The organism is Gillisia hiemivivida, from assembly GCF_007997295.1.
In the GTDB taxonomy this organism is placed as follows: Bacteria; Bacteroidota; Bacteroidia; order Flavobacteriales; family Flavobacteriaceae; genus Gillisia; species Gillisia hiemivivida.
This window is the reverse complement of record NZ_VORY01000012.1, coordinates 59593-84607: the sequence shown is the minus strand read 5'-3', so window position 1 is coordinate 84607 and position 25015 is coordinate 59593. Positions and strand designations below refer to the sequence as shown.

At 35.2% G+C, this 25015-nt stretch carries 24 protein-coding genes; 15 read left to right on the top strand and 9 right to left on the bottom strand.

Features of this window, described 5'->3' with window-relative positions; all coding sequences use genetic code 11:
* Nucleotides 1-63: 63 nt before the first annotated feature.
* From ES724_RS10975 to ES724_RS10950, 6 genes are all read left to right on the top strand, one after another.
* Complete coding sequence (locus tag ES724_RS10975; protein ID WP_026838968.1) at nucleotides 64-828, top strand: ParA family protein; 765 nt, start codon at nucleotides 64-66, stop codon at nucleotides 826-828.
* Nucleotides 829-831: 3 nt separating this feature from the next.
* A complete protein-coding gene (locus ES724_RS10970) occupies nucleotides 832-1734 on the top strand; it encodes a ParB/RepB/Spo0J family partition protein (protein WP_146932943.1) in 903 nt (300 codons plus the stop codon).
* A complete protein-coding gene (locus ES724_RS10965) occupies nucleotides 1724-2317 on the top strand; it encodes a DUF5683 domain-containing protein (protein WP_146932941.1) in 594 nt (197 codons plus the stop codon). The genes ES724_RS10970 and ES724_RS10965 overlap by 11 nt, the downstream gene beginning before the upstream one ends.
* A 2-nt stretch (nucleotides 2318-2319) precedes the next feature.
* Nucleotides 2320-3024: a 4-hydroxy-tetrahydrodipicolinate reductase gene (gene dapB / locus ES724_RS10960; protein ID WP_146932940.1), complete on the top strand. Its 705-nt coding sequence runs from the start codon at nucleotides 2320-2322 to the stop codon at nucleotides 3022-3024.
* 274 nt (nucleotides 3025-3298) lie between these two features.
* Nucleotides 3299-4861 carry a signal peptidase I gene (lepB, locus tag ES724_RS10955; RefSeq protein WP_146932938.1) on the top strand — a complete coding sequence of 521 codons (1563 nt, stop codon included), beginning with the start codon at nucleotides 3299-3301 and terminating at the stop codon, nucleotides 4859-4861.
* Nucleotides 4862-4880: 19 nt separating this feature from the next.
* Nucleotides 4881-5498, top strand: a complete 618-nt coding sequence (locus ES724_RS10950; RefSeq protein ID WP_146932936.1) for a WbqC family protein — start codon at nucleotides 4881-4883, stop codon at nucleotides 5496-5498.
* A gap of 5 nt (nucleotides 5499-5503) precedes the next feature.
* Here the strand turns inward: ES724_RS10950 and ES724_RS10945 are convergent, their stop codons facing one another.
* The 7 genes from ES724_RS10945 to ES724_RS10915 form a co-directional block, all read right to left on the bottom strand.
* Entirely contained in the window at nucleotides 5504-6529 is a 1026-nt protein-coding gene (locus ES724_RS10945) for an endonuclease/exonuclease/phosphatase family protein (protein WP_170249882.1), read from the bottom strand.
* On the bottom strand, nucleotides 6530-7429 hold the full coding sequence (locus ES724_RS10940) for a rhomboid family intramembrane serine protease (protein WP_146932934.1): 900 nt from the start codon (nucleotides 7427-7429) through the stop codon (nucleotides 6530-6532). It abuts the gene before it with no gap.
* A complete protein-coding gene (locus ES724_RS10935; RefSeq protein WP_026838976.1) occupies nucleotides 7429-8172 on the bottom strand; it encodes a rhomboid family intramembrane serine protease in 744 nt (247 codons plus the stop codon). Before ES724_RS10935 ends, ES724_RS10940 begins: the two co-directional genes overlap by 1 nt.
* The gene (gene mutL, locus ES724_RS10930) at nucleotides 8173-10026 is read right to left on the bottom strand and encodes a DNA mismatch repair endonuclease MutL (protein WP_146932932.1); all 1854 of its coding nucleotides are present in this window, start codon (nucleotides 10024-10026) and stop codon (nucleotides 8173-8175) included.
* Nucleotides 10027-10032: 6 nt separating this feature from the next.
* The gene (locus tag ES724_RS10925; RefSeq protein WP_146932930.1) at nucleotides 10033-10320 is read right to left on the bottom strand and encodes a hypothetical protein; all 288 of its coding nucleotides are present in this window, start codon (nucleotides 10318-10320) and stop codon (nucleotides 10033-10035) included.
* A gap of 110 nt (nucleotides 10321-10430) precedes the next feature.
* Nucleotides 10431-10928, bottom strand: coding sequence for a 6,7-dimethyl-8-ribityllumazine synthase (gene ribH / locus ES724_RS10920; protein ID WP_026838979.1), 498 nt, complete (start codon nucleotides 10926-10928; stop codon nucleotides 10431-10433).
* Nucleotides 10929-10937: 9 nt separating this feature from the next.
* Nucleotides 10938-11708: a tetratricopeptide repeat protein gene (locus ES724_RS10915; protein ID WP_146932928.1), complete on the bottom strand. Its 771-nt coding sequence runs from the start codon at nucleotides 11706-11708 to the stop codon at nucleotides 10938-10940.
* A gap of 145 nt (nucleotides 11709-11853) precedes the next feature.
* Here ES724_RS10915 and recF point away from each other — a divergent pair, with 145 nt between their 5' ends.
* The 3 genes from recF to ES724_RS10900 are packed head-to-tail and all read left to right on the top strand — an operon-like array spanning nucleotide 11854 to nucleotide 13644.
* Nucleotides 11854-12933, top strand: a complete 1080-nt coding sequence (recF, locus tag ES724_RS10910) for a DNA replication/repair protein RecF (protein ID WP_146932926.1) — start codon at nucleotides 11854-11856, stop codon at nucleotides 12931-12933.
* Entirely contained in the window at nucleotides 12930-13367 is a 438-nt protein-coding gene (locus ES724_RS10905; RefSeq protein ID WP_146932924.1) for a hypothetical protein, read from the top strand. Before recF ends, ES724_RS10905 begins: the two co-directional genes overlap by 4 nt.
* The gene (locus tag ES724_RS10900) at nucleotides 13348-13644 is read left to right on the top strand and encodes a DUF721 domain-containing protein (protein WP_026838983.1); all 297 of its coding nucleotides are present in this window, start codon (nucleotides 13348-13350) and stop codon (nucleotides 13642-13644) included. Before ES724_RS10905 ends, ES724_RS10900 begins: the two co-directional genes overlap by 20 nt.
* A gap of 208 nt (nucleotides 13645-13852) precedes the next feature.
* On the opposite strand, the gene ES724_RS10895 is transcribed toward ES724_RS10900, so the two are convergent.
* Nucleotides 13853-14272, bottom strand: a complete 420-nt coding sequence (locus ES724_RS10895; RefSeq protein WP_146932922.1) for a nucleoside-diphosphate kinase — start codon at nucleotides 14270-14272, stop codon at nucleotides 13853-13855.
* Nucleotides 14273-14529: 257 nt separating this feature from the next.
* Here ES724_RS10895 and ES724_RS10890 point away from each other — a divergent pair, with 257 nt between their 5' ends.
* The 4 genes from ES724_RS10890 (at nucleotide 14530) to ES724_RS10875 (ending at nucleotide 18711) form a co-directional block, all read left to right on the top strand.
* On the top strand, nucleotides 14530-15789 hold the full coding sequence (locus ES724_RS10890) for a choice-of-anchor B family protein (protein ID WP_146932920.1): 1260 nt from the start codon (nucleotides 14530-14532) through the stop codon (nucleotides 15787-15789).
* 209 nt (nucleotides 15790-15998) lie between these two features.
* Nucleotides 15999-17015: a DHH family phosphoesterase gene (locus ES724_RS10885; RefSeq protein ID WP_146932918.1), complete on the top strand. Its 1017-nt coding sequence runs from the start codon at nucleotides 15999-16001 to the stop codon at nucleotides 17013-17015.
* Nucleotides 17012-17581, top strand: a complete 570-nt coding sequence (gene gldI / locus ES724_RS10880) for a gliding motility-associated peptidyl-prolyl isomerase GldI (RefSeq protein WP_146932916.1) — start codon at nucleotides 17012-17014, stop codon at nucleotides 17579-17581. Before ES724_RS10885 ends, gldI begins: the two co-directional genes overlap by 4 nt.
* Nucleotides 17582-17586: 5 nt before the next feature.
* Complete coding sequence (locus ES724_RS10875) at nucleotides 17587-18711, top strand: peptidylprolyl isomerase (protein WP_146932915.1); 1125 nt, start codon at nucleotides 17587-17589, stop codon at nucleotides 18709-18711.
* A gap of 625 nt (nucleotides 18712-19336) precedes the next feature.
* On the opposite strand, the gene ES724_RS10870 is transcribed toward ES724_RS10875, so the two are convergent.
* Nucleotides 19337-20797, bottom strand: coding sequence for an aminoacyl-histidine dipeptidase (locus ES724_RS10870; RefSeq protein ID WP_146932913.1), 1461 nt, complete (start codon nucleotides 20795-20797; stop codon nucleotides 19337-19339).
* A gap of 86 nt (nucleotides 20798-20883) precedes the next feature.
* Here ES724_RS10870 and ES724_RS10865 point away from each other — a divergent pair, with 86 nt between their 5' ends.
* Both ES724_RS10865 and ES724_RS10860 read left to right on the top strand, forming a co-directional pair.
* A complete protein-coding gene (locus ES724_RS10865; RefSeq protein ID WP_146932911.1) occupies nucleotides 20884-21957 on the top strand; it encodes a DUF3810 domain-containing protein in 1074 nt (357 codons plus the stop codon).
* 81 nt (nucleotides 21958-22038) lie between these two features.
* Nucleotides 22039-25014 carry an amidohydrolase family protein gene (locus tag ES724_RS10860; RefSeq protein WP_146932909.1) on the top strand — a complete coding sequence of 992 codons (2976 nt, stop codon included), beginning with the start codon at nucleotides 22039-22041 and terminating at the stop codon, nucleotides 25012-25014.
* Nucleotide 25015: the final 1 nt, after the last annotated feature.

Sequence of the window (25015 nt, the reverse complement as noted above, 5' to 3'; positions counted from 1 at the left end):
ACAAAATCATTTTCTAAACCTGTAATAAATTGTATTTTTACCTTCTAAAATAGAATACAATTAATGGGTAAAATCATTGCTATTGCAAACCAAAAAGGAGGGGTCGGTAAAACGACTACTTCAGTAAACTTAGCAGCCTCCTTAGGGGTTCTTGAAAAAAAGGTATTACTAATAGATGCAGATCCTCAAGCCAATGCAACATCTGGTTTAGGGATAGATGTAGAAGCTGTAGAATTAGGAACTTATCAACTTTTAGAGCATTCTTGCAAAGCCGAAGAAGCTATAGTAAAGACTAATTCTCCCAATCTTGACATCATCCCATCTCATATAGACCTTGTAGCTATTGAAATAGAATTGGTAGATAAGGATGAGCGGGAATACATGCTTAAAAAAGCTATCACCCATTTAAAAGATACTTACGATTATATCCTTATAGATTGCGCGCCTTCTTTAGGTCTATTAACATTGAATGCTTTAACTGCTTCAGATTCTGTGATTATTCCTATCCAATGTGAGTATTTTGCACTAGAAGGTCTTGGAAAGCTTCTAAACACCATTAAAAGTGTACAAAAGATCCATAATGATAAGTTAGATATAGAAGGGCTTTTATTAACCATGTACGATTCTAGATTAAGACTCTCTAATCAGGTAGTAGAAGAAGTTCAGAAGCATTTTAATGAAATGGTATTTACCACAATCATTCAAAGAAACGTGCGTTTAAGTGAAGCCCCTAGTTATGGGGAGAGCATTATAAATTATGATGCTGCAAGTAAAGGAGCCAGTAACTATTTAAGTCTGGCACATGAAATAATTAAGAAAAATAGTTAAGCGATGGCGAAAGCTACCAAAAAGCAAGCATTAGGACGTGGACTTTCAGCCCTTCTGAAAGATCCCGATCACGATATAAAGTCTGCAGAAGATAAAAATGCCGATAAACTTGTAGGTCACATTGTTGAACTGGAACTTACTTCCATAGAAGTAAATCCATTTCAGCCAAGAACAAGTTTCAATGAAGAATCCTTACGGGAATTAGCCTCTTCCATTAAAGAATTGGGAGTTATCCAGCCAATTACCGTTAGGAAATTAGATTTTAACAAATTTCAATTAGTTTCTGGAGAACGAAGATTTAGAGCTTCCAAACTTATTGGTCTAAAAACTATTCCTTCTTACATACGTATCGCAAACGATCAGGAATCTTTGGAAATGGCATTGGTAGAGAATATCCAACGCCAAGACTTAGACCCCATTGAGATCGCAATTTCTTACCAACGATTGATCGACGAGATAAACCTGACTCAGGAACAATTAAGTGATCGGGTTGGAAAAAACAGATCTACCATTGCAAATTATTTAAGATTGCTAAAACTAGACCCGATCATTCAAACAGGAATGAGAGATGGATTTTTATCTATGGGCCATGGTAGAGCAATTATCAATATTGAAGATCCACAAATTCAGCTAGATATTTACGAAAAGATCCTGGAACGTTCCTTATCTGTTAGAGATACAGAGAAATTGGTGAGGGAATTAGCTGGTGGAGACACAAAGAAACCTGCTCCAAAAAGCCCAAATCTTTCTCAGGAATACAAAAAGGGTATTAAAGAGTTTTCTGAATATCTCGGAGCCAAAGTAGATATCAAGATCGCTTCAAAAGGAAAAGGAAAGCTTATCATTCCGTTTACTTCAGAAGAAGATTTTAATAGAATCAAAAAAATGATCCAGGGTGAATCTTAAATATCTATTAACTGCGCTTGTCTTTTTTATGGTGACTACTATTGTAGTGGCGCAAAAAGACAGTTTGCAGATTAACACCAATCAAGATACTATTGTAGAAACCAAAAAGGATTACAAGGAATATAACCCCCTTGCACCAGCTAAAGCTGCATTTTTCTCTGCAATCTTACCCGGCTTGGGACAAGCTTATAACGGGAAATATTGGAAGATCCCTATTGCTTATGCCGGTCTAGGTGTAGGTATTTATTTTTATTTGGAAAACGATAAGCAATATGATAGATACCGTAATGCTTATAAAAGAAGACTTGCTGGTTTTAAAGACGATGAATTCTACGTAAATCCGACAAATCCTAGAGTTTCTACAGATGCTTTGATCAGAGCTCAAAAATTCTACCAACGGAATAAAGAAATTTCCTTATTAGTTACTGCAGCAATTTATGTTCTAAATATCATAGATGCAAACGTAGATGCCCATCTTCAGCAATTTAATGTGAGCGAAGATCTCTCATTTAAACCTGCCGTTAATTTTGATGAGTATTCTGGGAAGACTCGATATGGTTTATCTTTAAATTTTAATTTCTAATTATGAAGATCGCACTTTTAGGTTATGGAAAAATGGGTAAGACCATTGAAAGAATAGCGATAGAAAGAGGGCATTCCATATCACATAAGATAAATGGAGATATAGAAAACATAGACCTTTCTGAAGCCCATGTCGCAATAGATTTTAGCATCCCAAAGGCGGCCTTTACAAACATAAAAACTTGTATAAACAATAAGCTCCCTGTAATATCTGGAACTACAGGATGGTTGGAGAATTACGAGTCTGCAGTCAAACTTTGTGAAGCTGAAAATTCAGCTTTTTTATATGCTTCGAATTTTAGTATTGGTGTGAATTTGTTTTTTGAACTAAATGAGAAGTTGGCTAAGATCATGGATCCTTTTCAGAATTATTCAGTAGAAATCGAAGAAACACATCATCTTCAAAAATTAGATGCTCCAAGTGGTACTGCTATCAGTTTGGCACAACAAATAATTACCAATTCCAGAAAAACGGGTTGGCAATTGGATCACGCAGAAGAAAATGAAATTCCTATTACCGCAAAAAGAGAAGAAAACGTTCCCGGAACTCATACAGTTTCTTACAGTTCAGATATCGATTCAATAGAAATTAAGCATACGGCTCATTCTAGAGAAGGCTTTGCCTTAGGTGCTGTTATTGCTGCAGAATGGATTAGAGATAAAAAAGGGGTGTTTTCTATGAAGGATGTCCTTCAAAATTTGACATAAAGCAAGCACCTCCTTGGCCCGCCCGAACGCTACGGGAGGCCGGCGAGGTATATAAATCAAGAACCTCGGGGCAAGCCCACGAGGTATGACTTGGAAAATACTTTTAAAAATTCGAGGCAAGCCTCGGGGAATTAAACCCTCAATGAGGGATTAAAAAATATTATTAAAAATTGACGCATCCGGATAGCTATCGGAACAGGAGTTTTAACCCACAATAGGGATAAAATGTAACGGTACCGGTTTTTTAGACACTTATACGCTAAACTTAAGATATATGACTATTACGCAGTGGTTCTTATTTTTCCTGATCATTCAGGTGATTCATTTTCTAGGAACTTGGAAATTATATGTAAAAGCAGGACGACAAGCTTGGGAAGCTGCAATACCAGTATACAATGCCGTAATTTTAATGAAAATAATCCACAGACCATGGTGGTGGACTATCTTATTATTTATTCCTATTGTAAACCTGATCATGTTTCCTGTAATTTGGGTTGAAACTATTAGAAGTTTTGGGAAACATAGTTTGATGGATACTATTTTAGTGGTAATTACCTTTGGATTATATATCTACTATATAAATTATTTGGCAGATGTAACTTATATCCAAGATAGAAGTTTACACCCTAGAACTGCTGCTGGAGAATGGATAAGTTCTATTCTATTTGCAGTGATTGCGGCAACTTTAGTCCATACCTATCTTATTCAGCCATTTACAATCCCTACTTCTTCCTTAGAAAAAACATTGCTGGTAGGCGATTTTCTTTTCGTTAGTAAATTCCATTACGGAGCTAGAACTCCTTTAACAGCTGTGGCTTTCCCTATGGTTCATGATACTATTCCGGTTTTAGGAGTGAAATCATATCTAGAAAAACCTCAGATTCCATATTTCAGATTACCGGGCTTCGAAAAAATTGAACGCTCAGATATCGTTGTTTTTAACTGGCCAGTGGATACAATGAAAAACATGTTTTTTACAGATAAATACTATTACAAGCCAATAGATAAGAAAACGAATTATGTAAAACGTGCTGTAGGAGTTGCCGGGGATTCATTAAGAATTGTAGATGGTAAGATCTTTATTAATTCTGATCCACTTAAGTTACCAGGAAGAGCAAAATTGCAGTATAACTATTTAGGAACTTCTAAAGGAAAAGGCTTTGATCCTTACTATCTATATGAACGTTACGATATTACAGATCCTACTAGATACTATCAAAATTCCAATAAGTTTGTGATCAACCTTACAGAAGAGTCTTATAAGAAATTCAAGGATCATCCTAATGTTGAAACTCTTGAACGCATAATCGATTCGGCTGGAAATAGGGAATTAGGTCTTTTTCCCAAGTCTAAAAGTCTATCATGGAATAAGGATAATTTAGGCCCGATCTTTATTCCGAAGAAAGGAGCGACCACTAAATTAAATCTGGAGACTTTACCTTTCTATAAAAGACTTATAGAAGTATATGAAGGATCGGAATTAGGAATTGACAATAAACTGAGCGTAAATGGCACACAGGTGCTGCTTAACGGTCAACCTACCGACACATATACCTTTAAGATGGATTATTACTGGATGATGGGAGATAATCGCCATAACAGTCTTGACAGTCGTTATTTTGGATTTGTACCAGAAAATCATGTAGTGGGAAAACCTGTATTTGTTTGGTTTAGTTGGGATACCAATGGAGATGGTATTATGAATAAGATTCGTTGGGAACGCTTATTTACAACTGTAAGTGGAGACAAAGAGCCTACTTCCTATTTGCCATATTTCTTAATTGGACTTCTTGTTTTATTCGGTTATAATTTCTTCAAGAAGAAAAGAGATTCATAACTAGCAAATAGTAATCCTAATGAAAGAGATCTTAGTAAGTCTTCCATATTTTGGGCCTATCTCTCAGTTTAAGGAATTAGTAAATCCACTTAAAGTTTGGGTTGAGAAAGAAGATAATTTCCAAAAGCAAACCTATCGCAACCGAATCTATATTTATGGAGCGAACGGAAAGTTAAGCTTGAATATTCCTATAAAACACTTGCCAAAAACCAAAGTTAAGGTTCATCAAAAATATAGCGAGGTTAAAATAGATAATGATGACAAGTGGCAAAGTGTACATTGGAAATCTCTGAAATCTGCTTACCAAACCTCTCCCTTTTTTGAATTTTATGAAGATGAACTTTCCCCATTATTTAGGAAAGAATATCTAACACTATATGAGTTTAATAGGGATTGTCTTGAAACCGTGCTGGAATGTCTTCAGGTAGATCTGGATTTTGAATACACTTCTGAATATAATAAACAACCAGAGAAGATAGCTGACCATCGGAATTTGATCAATGCCAAAAGCAGAATATCACTTCCAGAATACATACAGGTGTTTCAAGAAAAACATGGCTTTATATCCAACCTCTGTATCTTGGATCTCCTTTTTAATGAGGGACCAAATGCGGTAGCATTTCTAAAAACTATGTAGTTTTTTTACCAGCTTATAGTTGAAAATATTGGATAATGATCTGATAATTTCACAGGAAACACCTCAAAAGTCTGTGTTGTCAAGCCTTCATCTATCATCATAAAATCAATTCGGAGTGGAAAATAACTTAAGTTGAAGGTCTTCCCAAAGCCACTACCCTCTTCCTGAAAAGCGTCTTTAAATCTATCACCCTTAACCAGCTTGTAAATATAAGAGAATGCAGTATTATTAAAATCTCCCAAGATCAAGGTCTTGTAAGGAGATTTCTCCACTTCGGCCATCATCATTTCTGCTTGTTTTTGCTGAAGCTTAAAACCATAGCCTATTCTTCCAAATAGCTTTTTAGAATCCTCTTTTTGAAGATCGTTTATTCCTGGTTTTATATTTAGGGATTGAAAATGAACATTGAAAATACGCAGCGTATCTTCATTCTTAACAACATCTACAAAGATCGCATTGTTATTTCCGTTTTCGGGAAAATCTACGGAATGGGTATTTATAATAGGATATTTTGAAAAGATCGCGGAGCCAAATTCTGAGCCACCATCTTTCAGCTTTATAAATTTATAAGGATAGCTTTTCACCATTCCGGAAACTCCAACGAAATGTTCTTGCGTCGCTAAGATATCTGGATCTTTTTCAGCAATAAAACTGGTGATCTTTTCTGGGATCTTATCATCTTCTACCCATTTATAGGCATTGAACATCCGCACATTATAACTCATCAAGGAGATACTGTTTTCTCCTTTAGTTTCTGGCTCACTCGAAAATTGGATCCAGGAAAGTACATAATTATAGCCTAGCAATAAAACTATCAAAGAAAGCAATAGCTGTCTTTTAAAACGAATTGCCCAAAAGAGCAAAAAAATGAAATTAAAAAGAATTAGCAATGGCACCCCTAAGCTGAGTACAGAAAGTAAAGGAAATGTTTTTGGAGGTACGTATGGTAATAGGTAAGAGAGCAATAGCGCGAACGCCATAATAGAGTTCAGGATAAATATCAATTTATCCAACAAGCCTAATTTCCTCATTTAATTGTCTTTACCGGCATGAAACAAGAAATCTTTCTCCTGTTTAGTTAAACTATCATACCCACTGGTGCTTATCTTATCTAGAATAGCATCAATTTTTTGTTGTTTTTCATCCTTATTGATGATTGGAACTTTTGTTTTATACGGGCTTGCTCCTTTTTTCTTATAAACAGTTTTCATTATGGGTTTAGACTTTTTTGAGGAGTCAAATAAGGAAACAAACCAATTGATCAATTTCTCGAAGCCACTTCCTATATCATTTCCCATTGCTAATTGCTTGGTATACATATATCCAAAGAAAGCACCTCCTAAATGCGCAAAGTGCCCACCCGCATTACCAAATGGAATTTGAATAATATCTATTACTACCAGAAAAGCAGCGATATACCAGAACTTTATAGATCCTATAAACATCAACCTGATCCTCATATTTGGGACCTTTGTTGCTACCCCAACCAAAACAGACATCACTCCAGCAGAAGCTCCTACTAAATAAGATTTTCCTGTAGCTTCAAAAGCAGGAAATAGGTTATAGCTCAACATATAAACCAAAGCACCAATTATAGCACCAAGGAAATAAAAAGTAAGCAGTTTTTTTGAGGAGAAATAACTAAGGAAATATATACCTGCATAATAAAGAATAAGCATGTTAGAGAGAAGGTGCCAGATTCCTGAATGCAAAAATGAATAGGTAATTATAGACCAGGGTTTAAAAATAAATTCTCCTAGCTCTTTTGGAAAAACCAACCACTCAGTTATAAAATTGGAAGGAAGGTTAAAAAGAAAAGCGATAGTTTTGAGCAGAAAAAAAAGGATAAATACCAAAACATTTATCGCAATCAGTTTTTCAACCACTGTTGCTGTTTGTAATTTATATCTGAATTTATCTGCTGGTCCCATTAATCCCACCTATTTTGTTCAAATTGATTCTTTTTCCAATACCACATCATAATAAACCCAAATAGGGCTCCACCTACGTGTGCAAAATGAGCTATTCCTCCACCAAACAAGGAGTACCCGGTAACCCCGGAGAATAGATCTATTGCAATTAATATAGGGATAAATATCTTTGCTTTGATAGGAACTGGAACGAATAGTAAAAATAATTCAACATTTGGAAATAACATACCAAAAGCGACTAAAACTCCATAAATTGCTCCAGAAGCTCCAACTGCCGGAGTATTATAGGCCGTAAACATACTTTCTAAGGTGTCTTTAGAAACACTACCTAATATAGAGGTATTATACTGCCCGGTTTCCAATAATTGCTGAATGTCCATGGGATTCATTCCCGCATCCACTAATGCATTATAACCAGATTCTACATGAAAATAATTAACTAACGAGTGTATTATTGCAGCTCCAATCCCACAAGAAAAGTAAAAGAATATAAATTTATTCTTCCCTAACATTTCCTCTATAGGACCTCCAAAAGCCCATAATGCATACATATTAAAAAGGATATGCATAAACCCACCATGCATGAACATGTGAGTAACAACCTGCCAAACTCCAAAATTTTCATTTTGAAAGAACCAAAGGGAAAACAATTTATAAGTATAATCTCCGATGAACATAGTGCCAACAAAAAATATGGCATTTATGATAATAAGTATTTTAACGGTATCTGTAATTCTTCCCATTTACATGAATTTTTTTTCCAGTTCTTCCACTGGCAAGGTAATAAAAACAGGTTTGTTAAACGGGGTTAAACTCGGCTCTTTACAAGCAAATAAACCATTAACAATATGCTGTTGTTCTGTAAAATTTAACAAATTCCCAGACTTTACCGCCATACTCTTTGCTAAAGATTTGGCAAGCAGATCTGTATGAGAAAAATTGTTTTCTGGTACTTCATTCTGAAAATCTACCAGAAGTTGTTCCAGTAACATTTCTACTTCACTTTCAGAAATAGAAGTTGGAATCCCTATAATTTCTGCGGAATTAGATGTTATTTCTGAAAATATAAATCCGGTTTGTTCCAGTGAATCTTTAATGCCTTTCAATAATTCAGTTTCCTGTTGATTAAACTGAAGCACCAATGGAAATAATAACTGCTGACTCACAGCTGCTGAAACTGTTATACTCTTTAATAGTTCTTCGTATAGAATTCTAGTATGCGCTCTATGTTGGTCTATTACTAACATTCCATTTTTAAGCGTGCTAATAATAAATTTCTTATTTAACTGAAAAGTAGAGCTTTGTGCTTCCTCAGTTTTAGAAGCACCAAAAAGATTCCCTGTTACTTCCTCACTTTCAAATTCTATTTGGCGAACATCTACATCGTCGTTTCCAATAGTTTCAGATTGTAGGCCAGTGTAAAGACCTTCCCAACTAGAAGATTCCTTTTTGAAATTACTTTTAAAATTAGAAGAAGTTAGAGCTTCATTTTTGAATGGATTAAAACTTCTATCTACTTCTACTTGAGGAGTAGAAGCTCGTTTATTTTCATAATTATATGGCGTATCCAGATTTGGATCTCGCTCAAAATCCAACACAGGGGCAACATTAAATTGTCCCAAACTATGTTTAATTGCACTTCTTAAAATGGCATATAACGCATGCTCATCGTCGAACTTAATTTCAGTCTTGGTTGGATGAATATTGATATCTATACTCTTAGGATCTACCTGAAGGTATAAAAAGTAGCTAGGATAAGCTCTATCCTTCAAGAGACCTTCAAAAGCAGCACTTACAGCATGATTCAAATAAGGGCTTTTGATAAACCGATCGTTCACAAAAAAGAATTGCTCTCCTCTGGTACGCTTTGCATATTCTGGTTTCCCAACGAAACCGGAAATTTTCAAAATTTCTGTCTCTTCGTTTACAGGAACCAATTTTTCATTGGACTTTCCTCCTAAAATATTGGTAATACGTTGCCTGTAATTAGAAGCGGGAAGATTAAATAATTCCCCGACATTATGGACTAACGAAAATGAAATTCCTGGATGTGCTAATGCTACCCGTTGAAATTCATCTATGATATGACGGGTTTCTACAGTATCCGACTTTAAGAAATTTCTTCTGGCAGGAATATTATAAAATAGATTCTTAACACTTATAGAAGTTCCTTTTGCGGTTACACAAACTTCCTGAGAAGTAATTTCGCTTCCTTCAATTTTTATGCAAGTTCCAACTTCATCTTCCTCTCTTCTGGTTTTTAGTTCCACATGTGCAATTGCAGCTATAGATGCTAATGCCTCTCCCCTAAATCCTTTGGTTTGAAGTTGAAAAAGATCTTCAGCTGTTTTAATTTTTGAAGTGGCGTGGCGCTCGAAACTTAATCTGGAATCGGTGATGCTCATCCCGGAACCATCGTCTATCACACTAATAAGGATCTTCCCAGCTTCCTTGATATATACCTGAATTGTAGAAGCTTTCGCATCTATTGCATTTTCCAGTAATTCCTTAATAACAGAAGCAGGCCTTTGAACTACTTCCCCAGCAGCAATTTGATTAGCCACATGGTCTGGCAGTAGGTGAATAACATCGGTCATGGAAAATTACTTCGAAAAGATGGATAAATCAAAATCTATGATCCATAAGAAAATTAATATCAAAACGATAATAATATAGATCACGCGCTTATTAATCTCGCGATTACCTCTGGTTCTACTGGAACTTCGTGCATCTGCCCATTGTGCGCCGAAATCATTAGAATTTGTGGTGTTTTTATATTTGTTGAATTTGGAATCGAAGTCGTAAATATTCCCTGTGTCTTTTCCTTTATAATAACGGGGAGTGTAATTATAGCGGGTGTTCTTCTTGGATTTATAGAGACTGAATTTCAAAATACTCGGTGTTTCTTAATAGAACTTCAAATTTACTTAAAAAGCGAGAGAAAAGAAAGCTTGTTCAAGCAAAAAGAAAAGAACAAGAATAATGCCGAAAGATCTAAGTTTTAAAACTTGGCGTCTATTCTTAATTGTGCCATTTTAATGGCTGTTACTGCAGCTTCAGAACCTTTATTTCCAAATTTACCACCGGAGCGATCTATAGCTTGCTGCATGTTTTGATCTGTTAGCACACAAAAAATTACAGGGATGTCATTTTGAATGTTTAGATCTTTGATGCCCTGAGTTACTCCTTGGCAAACAAAATCGAAGTGTTTGGTTTCTCCTTCAATCACACTTCCAATGGCAATAATAGCATCCAGCATATCGTAGCTTTGCTGCATTTTTTTACAACCATAAATAAGCTCGAAGCTTCCTGGAACATCCCAACGAACAATGTTTTCGTTAATCACTCCATTTTCCTTCAAGGTATCAAAGGCACCTTTAAAAAGTCCTTCGGTAATATTTTCATTCCATTCGGCTACAACAAGACCAAACCGGAAGTTCTTAGCTTCCGGCATTTGGCTTTTATCGTATTCGCTAAGATTTTTTCCTTGTGTTGCCATAGAAAATCTTTAGTTCATTGCTTCCGACTTACCTAAATAGATAGCCACTTGATTTGCTTCTGGAGTATTCGCAAATTCGTTTTTAATTCTATTTAAATATTCAGCAGCTTGTTCACCTTCACCCAACTGGATAGCAGTAATTGCAGCTTTTAGTAAAAATCTAGGCGTAGTAAATTCGTTAGAACGCATTGTTGCAGCCTTCTCGTAATAATTTAAAGCTTCTTCAGGCTGATCTAACTGAAGAAATGCATCTCCCATACCACCAACTGCTAAAGCAGATAAGATCTCATCGTCACCATCAAAATCTTCTAAATGATCTATAGCTTCCTGATACTTATTGGTGTTCAAATATGCAAATCCAGCATAGTAATGTGCAAGATTTCCTGCATTTGTGCTTCCGTAGTTATCTATGATATCAAGGAAACCATATTTTCCTTCACCACCATTTAATGCCATAGTATACAAAGAATCACTCTCTGCACCTGTTCCAGCTAAAGCAGTGTCAAAATATTGTTGAGCTTGAAACATTTCGTTAGAAGCTTCTAATTCTTTAGGCTCTTGAATAAAACGTTGCCATCCTAAATATCCTAAAGCAACAACAGCTGCCAATCCTACAATAATATAGATCCATTTTTGATTTTTTGCAACCCACTCTTCTGTTCTACCAGCACCTTCATCTAAGGTGTTAAAAACTTCTGCGGTTGTAGATTCCTCCTCTACTTGATTCTTTCTTTCTTCCTTAGTAGACGGTTTAGAACCTTTTTTCTTGTATGTAGCCATAAAATTGGTTTAATGAGTCGCAAAAATAAAATTTTTATTCTTATTTGAAAGGGAAATTATTTCTTATTTTTTAATAGTTTCTGTGTGTTTCTATTACCTTTATAAAAATATAATTAATAATTATTAAGCTGAATACCAGCATTTTATGTATCTAAAAACGCTTTCCCTAGTCAATTATAAAAATTTAGATTCCTCCAGTTTTGATTTCGACTGCAAAATAAATTGTTTTGTAGGTAGAAATGGCGTTGGAAAAACCAATATTTTGGATAGTATCTATCATCTATCTTTTGGGAAGAGTTATTTCAACCCAATTACCAGTCAAAACATCAACCACGACGCCGACTTCTTTGTTATTGAAGGCTCCTTAGAAAAAAATGAGCGGGAAGAGCATATCTTGGTAAGCGCCAAACGCGGACAAAAAAAGGTGATCAAAAGAAATAATAAACCATACGAGAAATTTAGTGAACATATAGGTTTTATTCCTGCCGTAATGATCTCTCCTGGCGATCGCGACCTTATTATTGAAGGCAGCGATACCCGAAGAAAATTTATGGATGGTGTGATCTCCCAAAGCGATCAGCTTTATTTAAATTCATTGATCTCCTATGGAAAAGTGCTCGCCCAGAGAAATGCACTCTTAAAATATTTTGCTGCAAATGCGAAATTCGATAGGGACACCTTGGAGATTTATAATGCGCAACTTACAGAGTTTGGAAATATCATTTTTGAAAAGCGAAAGGCATTTTTAAATGAATTTATCCCGATCTTCAATAAGCGCTATTCAGAAATTGCTAACAATCAGGAGGAAGTAAGCCTAGAATATAAGAGCCAATTATTTGAAAGATCCATTTCAGCTTTGTTGGAAGATAATCTTCAAAAAGACATGCTCCTTCAATACACCAGTGTAGGTTTGCATAAAGATGATCTTAGTTTTGAGATAGATGGGCACCCTATTAAAAAATTTGGTTCTCAGGGCCAACAAAAATCCTTTCTTATTGCATTAAAGTTGGCGCAATTCGACTTTATTAAAAAAGTGAGTAAGGTAAACCCGATACTATTGTTAGATGATATTTTCGATAAGTTAGATGAGCAACGCGTCGCACATATAATAACGCTGGTTGCTACGGATGAACTGGGACAGATCTTTATTAGCGATACGCATGCAGACAGAACCGAAAAAGTGATGATAGAAAGCAACCAAACCTTTAAAATATTTAAACTATGATGAGAATTAGTATGCTTTTAATTCTAATGATCTTTTTAAGCAGTTGTAATAATAAACCTGAAGATCATTTAGAACATATTAATGGCTATTGGGGAATCGAAAAAGTTGAATTCACAAAGGATTCAGTTCGGGATTTTAAGATCAATGAAATAGTAGATTATATAGAAATCGTTGATAGCGTAGGATTCAGAATAAAAGTGAAACCACAATTTGATGGTACTTATATCCCGGCCGGAGAGCCAGAAGACATACAAGTGAAAATTGAAGATGAAAAAGTGGCACTATATTATTCTACCCCTTTTAATGAATGGAAAGAAATTATTGTAGCTTCCAAAGAAGACGAACTTAGTTTAAAAAATGAGCGAGGATTTATATACCATTACAAAAGGTATAAACCTTTAAAATTAGATCTGGATGAAAAAGAGAATGAATGAGAATATGAAGTTGAGTGAGGCATTAGAAAGTTTTGTCTCTTCAAATAAGCTTCAGAAAGGATTAGATAAAGTAAACGTAAAAGATGTTTGGAATGACCAAATGGGACCTGCAATTGTAAAGTATACCACCGCCATAAAGCTAGAAGGCAGCACCTTATTTATTCAACTTAGTTCTTCTGTATTGAGGGAAGAGTTGAGTTACGGAAAAGAGAAGATTATTAAGAACTTGAATGAAGCTCTTAAAAAGGAATTGATCACCAAGCTGGTGCTTAGATAAGTATGAAATAATTATGCCACCCTGAGACCCGTTTTTGAAATAATTTATCTAGCGTAGGAAATTGACGTATGAAAGATGCTGAAACTCCAGATGCTTCGGGACAGCATGACGGAAGTTAAAACCAGTATCGAGAAAATGATTTGAAATATATAAAGCAAAAAAGCCGTTTCATTTCTGAAACGGCTTTTTAAATTCTATCTAAAAAGTTCTAGAATAATTCTCTTCCTGCAAAGTGAAAAGCAGCTTCAATATTAGCATTCTCATCGCTATCACTTCCGTGAACTGCATTTTCTCCAATAGAAGCAGCATATTTCTTACGGATAGTTCCTTCTGCAGCTTCAGCTGGATTTGTAGCTCCAAATAAAGTTCTAAAATCTTCTACAGCATTATCTTTTTCCAATACAGCAGCAACAATAGGTCCTCTTGTCATGTATTCTACTAATTCCCCAAAAAATGGACGTTCGTTATGAACAGCATAAAAAGTTTCAGCATCTTTACGAGACATCTGAGTTAATTTCATTGCAACAATTCTAAATCCTGAAGTATTAATAAGTTCAAGGATCGCACCGATGTTTCCGTTTTCAACTGCATCGGGTTTAAGCATTGTAAAAGTTCTATTCTTAGCCATGTTATGGTTTTTAAAATTTTTGCAAAAGTACGCATTTGAACACTTTATGCAAGATTATCTTTTTCTTTTATGATTATTATAGATTTTTATCTCTCCATAACCTTGGTGTTTAATATTTGTGCCAGTATTAATAGTTTTCCTCGATAAGGTACTATTATTGATGTATCTATAAACCTTAGGTTTGCGGAATCTCTTAATGCCTTTATCATTAATATTTAAGAAGACTTACTTTTACAATTTTAAAAAACCCTTAATAAATGAATATTAAAACCCCAATAAATCAGGTCTCCCTAACAAAGTCCACTTTAATTTTCTTTCTCAGCTTTTTATTGTTTTCATGCTCTAATGATGATTCCTCAATCCCATCAGAAGAAACTGAAGAAATCATAGAGCCTCCTTTAATTCCAACTGCCTCATGTGAAAATGGAATGGCTGGAATTTATCCTTGCAAGGATTATGATCTAATGGCACATATGAGTCTTTCTGAATTTGATGCTATCTCTGCAAACGATTCCTGGGGATGGACAGATCCTAGCACAGGGAAAGAATATGTTTTAATGGGGCTTGGAAATGGTACTGCATTTATAGATATATCCAATCCTACAAAACCCGTTTATCTAGGGAAATTGGTTTCTCAAACACCTCCTGCTTTGCATCGGGACATCAAGGTATATCAAAATCATGCCTTTGTTGTAAGTGAGTCTGAAGGTCACGGATTGCAGATCTTTGACCTAACTAAACTAAGGAATGTTGCTAATGCCCCTGCTACGTTTCAAGCAGATGCTACTTATAATGAATTTGGACATGCACATAATATTGTGATCAACGAATCTACAGGCTTTGCTTATGTCGTAGGCTCTGATACTTTTGCTGGTGGCCCACACATTATTAATATCCAAAACCCATTGAATCCAACCTTCGCGGGAGGTTATGCCTTAGATGGATATAGTCACGATGCACAAGTTGTTACTTATAATGGACCAGATACAGATTATATTGGTAAGGAAATCTATATTGGAAGCAATGAAAATGAAGTTGCTATTGTAGATATTACCGATAAATCCAACCCGAAAAATATTTCATCAATTACTTATGAAAATGTGGGATACACCCACCAAGGTTGGTTGACAGAGGATCAGAAATTCTTTTTAGTGGGAGACGAGTTAGATGAATTAAAATTTGGAAATAATACCAAGACCTTCATTTTAGATTTCACAGATTTAGACAATCCAAAATCACATACAAACTATACGGGTTCCTTACCCGCTATAGATCATAATGGATATGTTAAAGACAATTTGTTTTATCAGGCTAACTATACTGGAGGAATGCGAGTATTAGATATTTCAGATATTGAAAACAAAAACATAAGCGAAGTAGGGTTCTTTGACAGTTACCCTTTAACTAATTCTAATGATTTCAACGGAGCATGGAATGTTTATCCTTTTTTTGAAAGTGGAAACATAGTAATAAGTGATATAGATAATGGTCTTTTTATTGTGAAGAAAAAGAAATAGATGTATTAATCTCTTTATAATATCACAATTTCAAATAGCACTATCATCATCATTTTATAAAATATATATTTTGTAATTTCACCATCAAATTTAAAGTTTGCATCAGCAGTTTTTATAATAGAAAATTTCTCAACGAGTTTGATTTTTTTTTGAAATTGGAATAGAATATTTCACCTTTGCTGTAATTGCGCTTTAATTGGAATTAAAATATGATTGAACAAAGCATTTTAGAGATCACCTCGGACCTATCAACGGCCAACAACATTGTAATAGTACCGCATAAAGGACCAGATGGAGATGCTATTGGATCTTCACTTGCAATGTATCATTTCCTAAAAGGAAAAGGACACGACGTTACAGTGATTGCTCCTAATGATTATCCAGATTTCCTAAAATGGCTGCCGGGACAGGAGGACATCATGATCTTTGAAAAGGATTATATGCTATGTAAACCCCTGATCGCTAACGCAGATATTATCTTCACCTTAGATTTTAACGATCTTTCAAGAACCGGTGATATGCAGGATTCTTTAATAGAAGCTGAAGCCACCTTTATAATGATAGATCACCACCCAGAACCTTCTACATACGCACATCACACGTACAGTGATGCTACTATGAGTTCTACTTGCCAAATGGTGTATCAATTTATAGACAAATTAAGAGCTGTCAAAAGTATCACCCCAGAAATTGCGACCTGTTTGTATACTGGAATAATGACAGATACAGGATCTTTTAGATTTAGATCTACTTCTAGTGAAACCCACAAGGTAATTGCAGATCTTATTAAAAGAGGTGCCGATAATGCCAAAATTCATCAGCAAATCTATGACACTTCTTCTGAAAGCAGATTGAAGTTATTGGGTGTAGCACTTCAAAACCTAAGAGTAAATAAAGAATTAAGAACAGCTTACATAACCCTTTCTCAGGAGGAATTAGATCAAAATAACTTCAGAAAAGGAGATACCGAAGGTTTTGTGAATTATGGATTATCACTAGAAGGAATTATTTTTGCTGCCATATTTATAGAACATAAAGTAGACGGAATTATTAAAATAAGTTTCCGTTCTAAAGGGAGTTTCAATGTAAATCAATTTTCCAGAGCTCATTTCCAAGGAGGAGGTCACATAAATGCTGCAGGTGGAAAAAGCGATATTTCTCTAGAAGACACCATTGTTAAATTTAATAGCGTGCTTCCAGAATATAAAGAAGACTTAGGTTTATGAAGCTAAAACTTTTATATATAATAGCATTAATACTAGGTGTAATGGGATGTAAATCCCCGGAAGCCAGAAGACCTGTTACCCAAAATTCGGGTTCATTTATCAATGAATCTATCCAAAGAAATAAAAAACTGGTCGCGAAGGAAGAAGCGATTATTCTCAAAATGATCCAACAGGATTCTACTCAAGATTATATTGCTTCCAGCAATGGTTTCTGGTATTACTACAACAAAAAATCTACAGATTCTTTAAATGTTGAAATGCCGGAATATGGTGATGTTGTTAGATTCGATTATAATATAAAAGCCTTGGATGGAAATTATATCTATGATGTTGGGGAAATTCCCACAAAAAGATATGCTATGGATAGGGAAAATCTTTTCGGAGGTTTAAGAGAAGGTTTAAAACTTATGAAGGAAGGCGAAACCGTCACTTTTATCTTCCCTTCTCACAAAGCATTTGGTTATTATGGTGATAAAGATAGAATTGGTACCAATATCCCTATAATTACAGAAGTAACATTACATTCGATTACCCAAGAAATAAATACTAATAAATCTGATAATTAATTAATATGAAAAGATTAAGCATGCTTTTGGTTTGTGCCATTCTACTTGGCCTAGTAAGTTGTAAAGAGGATTATCCAGACCTTAAAGACGGTCTTTATGCCGAATTCAACACTAATAAGGGTTCTTTTATAGCTGAACTCTATTATAAAGCAACACCTACTACAGTTGCCAACTTTGTTTCTTTAGCCGAAGGCGATAGTCATAAAATGGTAGACAGTACAGCTAAAGGTAAAAAATATTACGACGGTCTAATTTTTCACCGCGTTATAAAAGACTTTATGATCCAAGGTGGAGATCCAACCGGAACAGGAAGTGGAGATCCTGGTTATAGATTCCCAGATGAAATAGTAGATACTTTAAGTCATACTTCAAAAGGAACATTATCTATGGCCAATGCAGGACCTGGCACTAATGGAAGTCAGTTTTTTATCACCTTGGCTCCCACTCCTTGGTTAGACGGAAAACATACTATTTTTGGTGAAGTTATGGAAGGACAAGCGGTTGTGGACAGTATCGGAATGGTTAAGACTGTTGCCAGTGACAAGCCAGAACAAGATGTAGTTTTAGAAAGCGTAAAGATTATCCAAAAAGGAAAAGATGCTAAAGATTTTAAAGCTGCGAAAACATTCGAATCTAATTTGGCAGACGCTAAAGTTAAAGAAGAAGAAGTGGAAGCTGCTAGATCTGAAATGAAAAAAGAGAACACTTCAAAATTTATGGCTCTAAAAGAAGAAGCTAAAGAATTGGAAAGTGGCATTAAAATTCATTACCTAGAAAAAGGAGAAGATGTGAAAATTCCAGAAGGATCTATGGTAATGGTAAATTATGCTGGATATTTTGAGGATGGTACTTTATTTGACACCAGCTGGCAAGATGTTGCTGAACAAAATGGAGCACTCAATATTGCTAAAAGAGATCAAGGCGGATACCAACCAATGCCTACAAAATATGGTCCAGATGCACCTATGATACCTGGATTTCGGGATGGTATAGCTGCGATGAATGTTGGAGACCGTGCATTGGTTTTTATTCCTTCCCATTTAGGATATGGAGAAAGAGGAGCTGGCGGAGTAATTCCTCCAAATACTGATCTAATTTTTGAAATAGAAATAGTAGAAATTCAGAAATAAACTCTGATTTTCATAATATTAAAAATCCCGCTTCCAATATGGAGTGGGATTTTTTTTGTATCTCATTGTCATAAGCTTGTCATTCCGACGAAGGAGGAATCTCATTCAAAACTATGTACTTCGTTGAGATTCTTCAATTCGCTACGCTACTTTCAGAATGACATTTTTTGTCATTCCGACGAAGGAGGAATCTGAATGCAAACTATAAACTTCACTGAGATTCTTCAATTCGCTACGCTACTTTCAGAATGACATTTTTTGTCATTCCGACGAAGGAGGAATCTGAATGCAAACTTTGAACTTCACTGAGATTCTTCAATTCGCTATGCTACTTTCAGAATGACATTTTTTGTCATTCCGACGAAGGAGGAATCTCATTTGAACTATGAAGTTCATTGAGATTCTTCAATTCGCTATGCTACTTTCAGAATGAAATTTTTTGTCATTCCGACGAAGGAGGAATCTCATTTAAACTATGAAGTTCATTGAGATTCTTCAATTCGCTACGCTACTTTCAGAATGACAGGTAAAAGCAATTGTCATATTGAACTTGTCGAAATATGAAATCAAACCCTTTACTGATAAAAGGTTTCGACAGGCTCAACCTGACATCTGTACTTACTAATTATTTCTTCGGAATATTTTTAAGGATCTCTAAAACGAATTTCCAATATTTCTGTGAAGAAGAAATACTAGCACGCTCATCTGGAGAATGCGCTCCTCTAATGGTTGGACCAAAAGAGATCATATCCATTTCTGGGTAGTGACTTCCAATTATTCCACATTCTAATCCTGCATGACATGCAGCCACATCTGCTTTTTCATTGAATAATTTAGAATACAAATTATCTAATACTTCTAAAATATCAGAATCTCTGTTTGGTGCCCAGCCTGGATAATCACCAGAAAGATTTACTTCACAGTCAGCAAGTTCCAAACCGGCTCTTAAAGAGTTTGTAAGATCGTCCTTAGAGGACTCTACAGAAGATCTTGTTAGGCATTTAAGGTTTATGCCTCCATCTTTAATTTCAACTTTTGCTAAATTATTAGAAGTTTCAACTAAACCTTCAATCTCTGGACTCATTCTAAATACCCCATTGTGTAAGGCATAGATAGCTTTTAAAATGGTTTCCTGAGTATCTGGATCCATAACCTTCATTGAAGTCTCTACCTTAACAAGGTCTAACTTCATATTTGGTTCCAGCTTTGCGAATTCAGTTTTAATAGCTTCAAAATCCTCCATTAATTCAGACTCGAAAGCTTTGATCTGGAAATCATCTATTAATACCACAGCTTCACTTTCTCTGGGGATAGCATTTCTAAGTCCTCCACCTTTTATTTCAGCGATACGAATTCCGAAGTTCTCAGAAGCATTGTACAACAAGCGATTCATCAATTTATTGGCATTTCCCAATCCTTTGATTATGTCCATTCCGGAGTGTCCACCTTGTAAACCATTCAAAGTGACCTTAAAAGCACTCATATCTTCTGGAGCATCTTCTTGGGTATACTTCCTAGTTGCAGTTACATCTACTCCACCTGCACAACCTATTCCTATTTCATCATCCTCTTCAGTATCCAGATTTAAAAGAATATCTCCTTTCAACATTCCTGGTTCTAAACCTTTAGCACCCGTCATTCCAGTTTCTTCATCTATAGTAAATAAAGCCTCGATAGCAGGATGTTCTATTGTATCACTTTCTAGTATCGCCATAATAGTAGCAACCCCTAACCCGTTATCTGCACCTAATGTAGTTCCTCTTGCTCTTACCCAATCTCCATCTACATACATTTCGATTCCCTGAGTATCAAAATCGAATTTGGTATCATTATTTTTCTGATGCACCATATCTAAATGAGACTGCAATACCACCGCTTTTCTATCCTCCATTCCTGCGGTTGCCGGTTTTTTAATTATCACATTCCCAACTTTATCTACAAGCGTTTCTAATTTGAGTTTATTTCCAAAGCTTTTTATAAACTCTATTACCCTTTCCTCTTTTTTAGACGGTCTGGGAACCTCATTAAGATCGGCGAATTTATTCCATAAAACTTTAGGTTCTTGTGCTCTTATTTCTTCATTCATAGTATTAATATTTGGTATATTCACAAAGATATTGGTAATTCACAAACCACGAAATTTTTAGCAGCATATTAGAATTTATTTAGGAAGTGAAAAACAAAACAAGCCTCATTTTAGCCATTTTATTGCCAGTACAAATTATTGCTATTAAAATAATTTCGGCGTATCCAACTTTTGTAGAGACTTGGTACAGCACAGGACTCTATCCTTATATCGCTAAAATAATGCGATTCTCTCTTGGGATTTTCCCTTTTTCTCTTGGTGATTTGCTTTATACATTTTTTATTATCTCCATATTCCGATGGATATATCTCCGATTTAAAACTAAGTTCAAAGATTTTAGAAAATGGTCTTTAGACCTACTTGCTACTTTTTCTATTATCTATGCTTGTTTCCATATTTTTTGGGGCTTCAATTACTATAGGCTTCCACTGCACCGCACCTTAAAGATCAAAAACACTTATACTACAGAAGAATTGATTCTTTTAACAGAAACCTTAATTAAAAAATCGAATCAGGTACATACTGGTTTAGTGGATAATGATTCTCTTAAAGTTGATTATAAATTTAAAAAGACAACACTCTTCAGAAAAACAATTGAAGGCTATGAAAGTTTAGGAAAAGATTTTCCAAAATTAACCTATCAAGGGAAAAGTTTGAAGCGTTCCTTATATAGCATTCCGCTAACATATATGGGTTTTAATGGGTATTTGAATCCGCTTACAAACGAAGCACAAGTTAATACTCAGATCTTAAAATATAAGATCCCTACAACTGCAAGTCATGAAATAGGTCATCAGTTAGGATTTGCCAAGGAAAATGAAGCCAACTTTATTGCCTGTTTAGCCACTATGAATCATCCTGACCCTTATTTTCAATATTCAGGTTTTACTTTTGCATTGCGCTACTGCTTAAACGAGCTTTATGTCCGAGATCGAATAAAGGCAGATGAACTTTTAAAAACAATACATCCCGGTATTTTAGCCAATTATAAAGAAGTGAGGGATTTCTGGGAAATACATAAAAACCCTTTTGAGCCCATTTTTCAAGTTACTTATAATGGTTTCCTTAAAGCCAACAATCAAGTGGAAGGAATGAAAAGCTATAGTTATGTGGTCGCATTACTCGTTAATTATTTTGACGATGTGGAGAATGCTTTCTAAGCCAATTTATCGTTCCACAAATAATCCTTAAATTCCGCTTTCTAATTTTCAAAAGCAAACTACTTTTAAACAACTAATTTTATGAGATTAAAATTCCTACTCTTATGCCTAGTCTTTTCTTCTGGGTTAAACTTGTATGCGCAAGATTACTTTCCAAACAATGATGGTGTAAATTCTAAAAATACCAATTACACCGTTTTCAAAAACGCTAAAATTCATGTAGACCCTAACACTATTATAGAAAATGGGATGATCGCGGTTAGAGAAGGTAAATTGACTGCTGTTGGCAAGAGCATAGCAATTCCTAAAAACAGTATCGTTATAGACCTAAAAGGCAAAGCGATTTATCCATCTTTCATTGAGATCTACAGTGATTTTGGGATGAAAAAACCAACAAAAGCTGAAAGCGCGAACGGACAGCCACAATATAATGCAAGCCGAGAAGGCTATTACTGGAATGATCATATACGTCCCGAAACAAATGCATTGGAGTCTTTTACCTTTGATAAGACCGAAGCAGAAAAATTTCAGAAAAACGGATTTGGAGCGGTGAATACTCATCTTGCTGATGGAATTATGCGTGGAACCGGAATGCTGGTAAGCTTGAATGCTGAAGGGTCTGAAGGAGATCGTATTTTAAAAGACAAATCGGCTAATTTTCTTTCCTTCGATAAAAGTGTAAAATCTATACAATCCTATCCTACTTCTATAATGGGTGCTATGGCATTGTTAAGACAAACCTATATAGATGCAGCATGGTATGAAAAGGGGAATATTTCAAACAAAGATCTGGCATTAGAAGCATTAAATAGAAACAAAACCTTACCCCAGATTTTTAAGACCGATAATTTATTAGATGAATTAAGAGCCGATAAAGTTGGAGATGAATATGGGATCCAATATCTCATTTTTGGAAGTGGAAATGAATTTGAAAGAATTGCTGAAGTAAAGAATACCAACGCCACATTTATTATTCCTTTGGATTTTCCCGAGGCTTATGATCTTGAAAATCCATTTATGGCAAGCAACGTGAGCTTGCAAGATATGAAGCGATGGAATCAGGCTCCAACTAACCTGATGCAGCTTGCCAAAAACAATATCCCTTTTATCTTAACAACACAAAATTTAAAAGATGAAAAGAAATTTAGGGAAAACCTTTTAAAAGCTATTTCTTATGGCTTAGATAAAAAGAAAGCACTTGCGGCTTTAACTACAACTCCAGCAAAATTTCTAGGAGAAGAAAATAAACTTGGGGTAATAAAACAAGGCGCTTGGGCGAATTTTTTAATTACTTCAGGAGATATTTTTGACAAAGAAACGGTACTATTTGAGAACTGGATACAAGGTCAAAAAGTGGTTTTAGAAAACATGAATACCGTAAATCTTGAAGGTAAATATTCTTTGGCAGTAGACGGAAAGAAGTATGATCTGGAAATTACAGGAAAACCAAATTCTCCTAAAGCCGAAGTGAAATTGGGAGATGCAAAGATCAAATCTAAGTTATCTTATACAGATACCTGGATGCAATTATTATTGTCGTCGCCAGATTCAACCAAAACTGAATATACAAGATTGATTGCAAAAGTAACTGATGACACTAATATAATAAATGGCCGAGCTATTTTAAGTAATGGTCAAGAAACTTCGTTCACTGCCTCCAAATCTTTAGATAAATCAAAAGAAAAGGACGAAAAGAAAGAAGATAAAAATGACAGTATTCTTCCAATTGTGTCCCTAAGCTATCCAAATATGGCATACGGTTTCAAGGAACTACCAAAACAAGAAGATATTTTATTTAAAAATGCAACTGTCTGGACCAATACTGAAAAAGGGATTCTGGAGAAAACAGATGTTTTAATAAAAGACGGAAAAATCGCTGAAATCGGAGCAAATATTAGTTCTGGAAAAGCGAAAGTTATAGATGCTTCTGGGAAACATTTAACTACCGGAATTATAGATGAACATTCCCATATTGGAGCTTCTGCGATTAATGAAGCAGGGCAAAACTCTTCAGCAGAAGTAACTATGGAAGATGTTATAGACCCTACAGATATCAATATTTATAGAAATCTTGCCGGTGGTGTTACATCAATTCAGCTATTACATGGTTCGGCCAATCCTATTGGAGGGCGTTCTGCGATCATGAAATTAAAATGGGGCTCAAATGCAAAAGATATGATCTTTCCAGACTCCCCTAAATTCATAAAATTTGCGCTTGGGGAAAATGTAAAACAATCCAATTGGGATAGTAAAAGCAGGTTTCCACAAACAAGAATGGGTGTAGAGCAGGTGTTTACAGATTATTTTAGTCAGGCGAGAGATTATGAAGCAGCTAAGAAAACCGGAAATTACAGGAAAGATATAGAAATGGAAACCTTGATCGAAATTCTGAATGGCGAACGTTTTGTAAGTAGTCACTCGTATGTTCAAAGTGAGATCAATATGCTTATGAAGGTTGCCGAAGCTTTCGATTTTAGAATTAACACGTTCACCCATATTTTAGAAGGATACAAGGTTGCCGATAAAATGAAAGAACATGGTGCGGGAGCATCTACGTTTTCAGATTGGTGGGCTTACAAATACGAAGTAAAAGACGCTATTCCTTATAACGCAGCAATAATGCATAATGCAGGTCTTACTGTTGCTATTAATAGTGATGATGGAGAAATGAGCAGAAGATTAAATCAAGAAGCTGCAAAAAGTGTAAAATATGGAGGGATTTCTGAAGAAGAAGCTTGGAAATTTGTGACTCTTAATCCTGCGAAATTATTGCATATCGACAATCGCGTTGGAAGTATTGAAACTGGCAAAGACGGAGATGTAGTTTTATGGTCTGGAAATCCACTTTCTATTTATAGCAAAGCTGAAAAAACGCTTATTGAAGGAACTGTTTATTTTGATATTGAAAAAGATAAGGAACTTCGAAAAGAAATTGCTCAGCAAAAAAATATGCTAACGGGACAAATGCTATCCGCGAAGAACGGGGGAGCAAAAACACAAGCTGCTACCAAAAAAGAAGATCAAAAAATGGGTTGTGACACTTTGGAAACTTACTAAT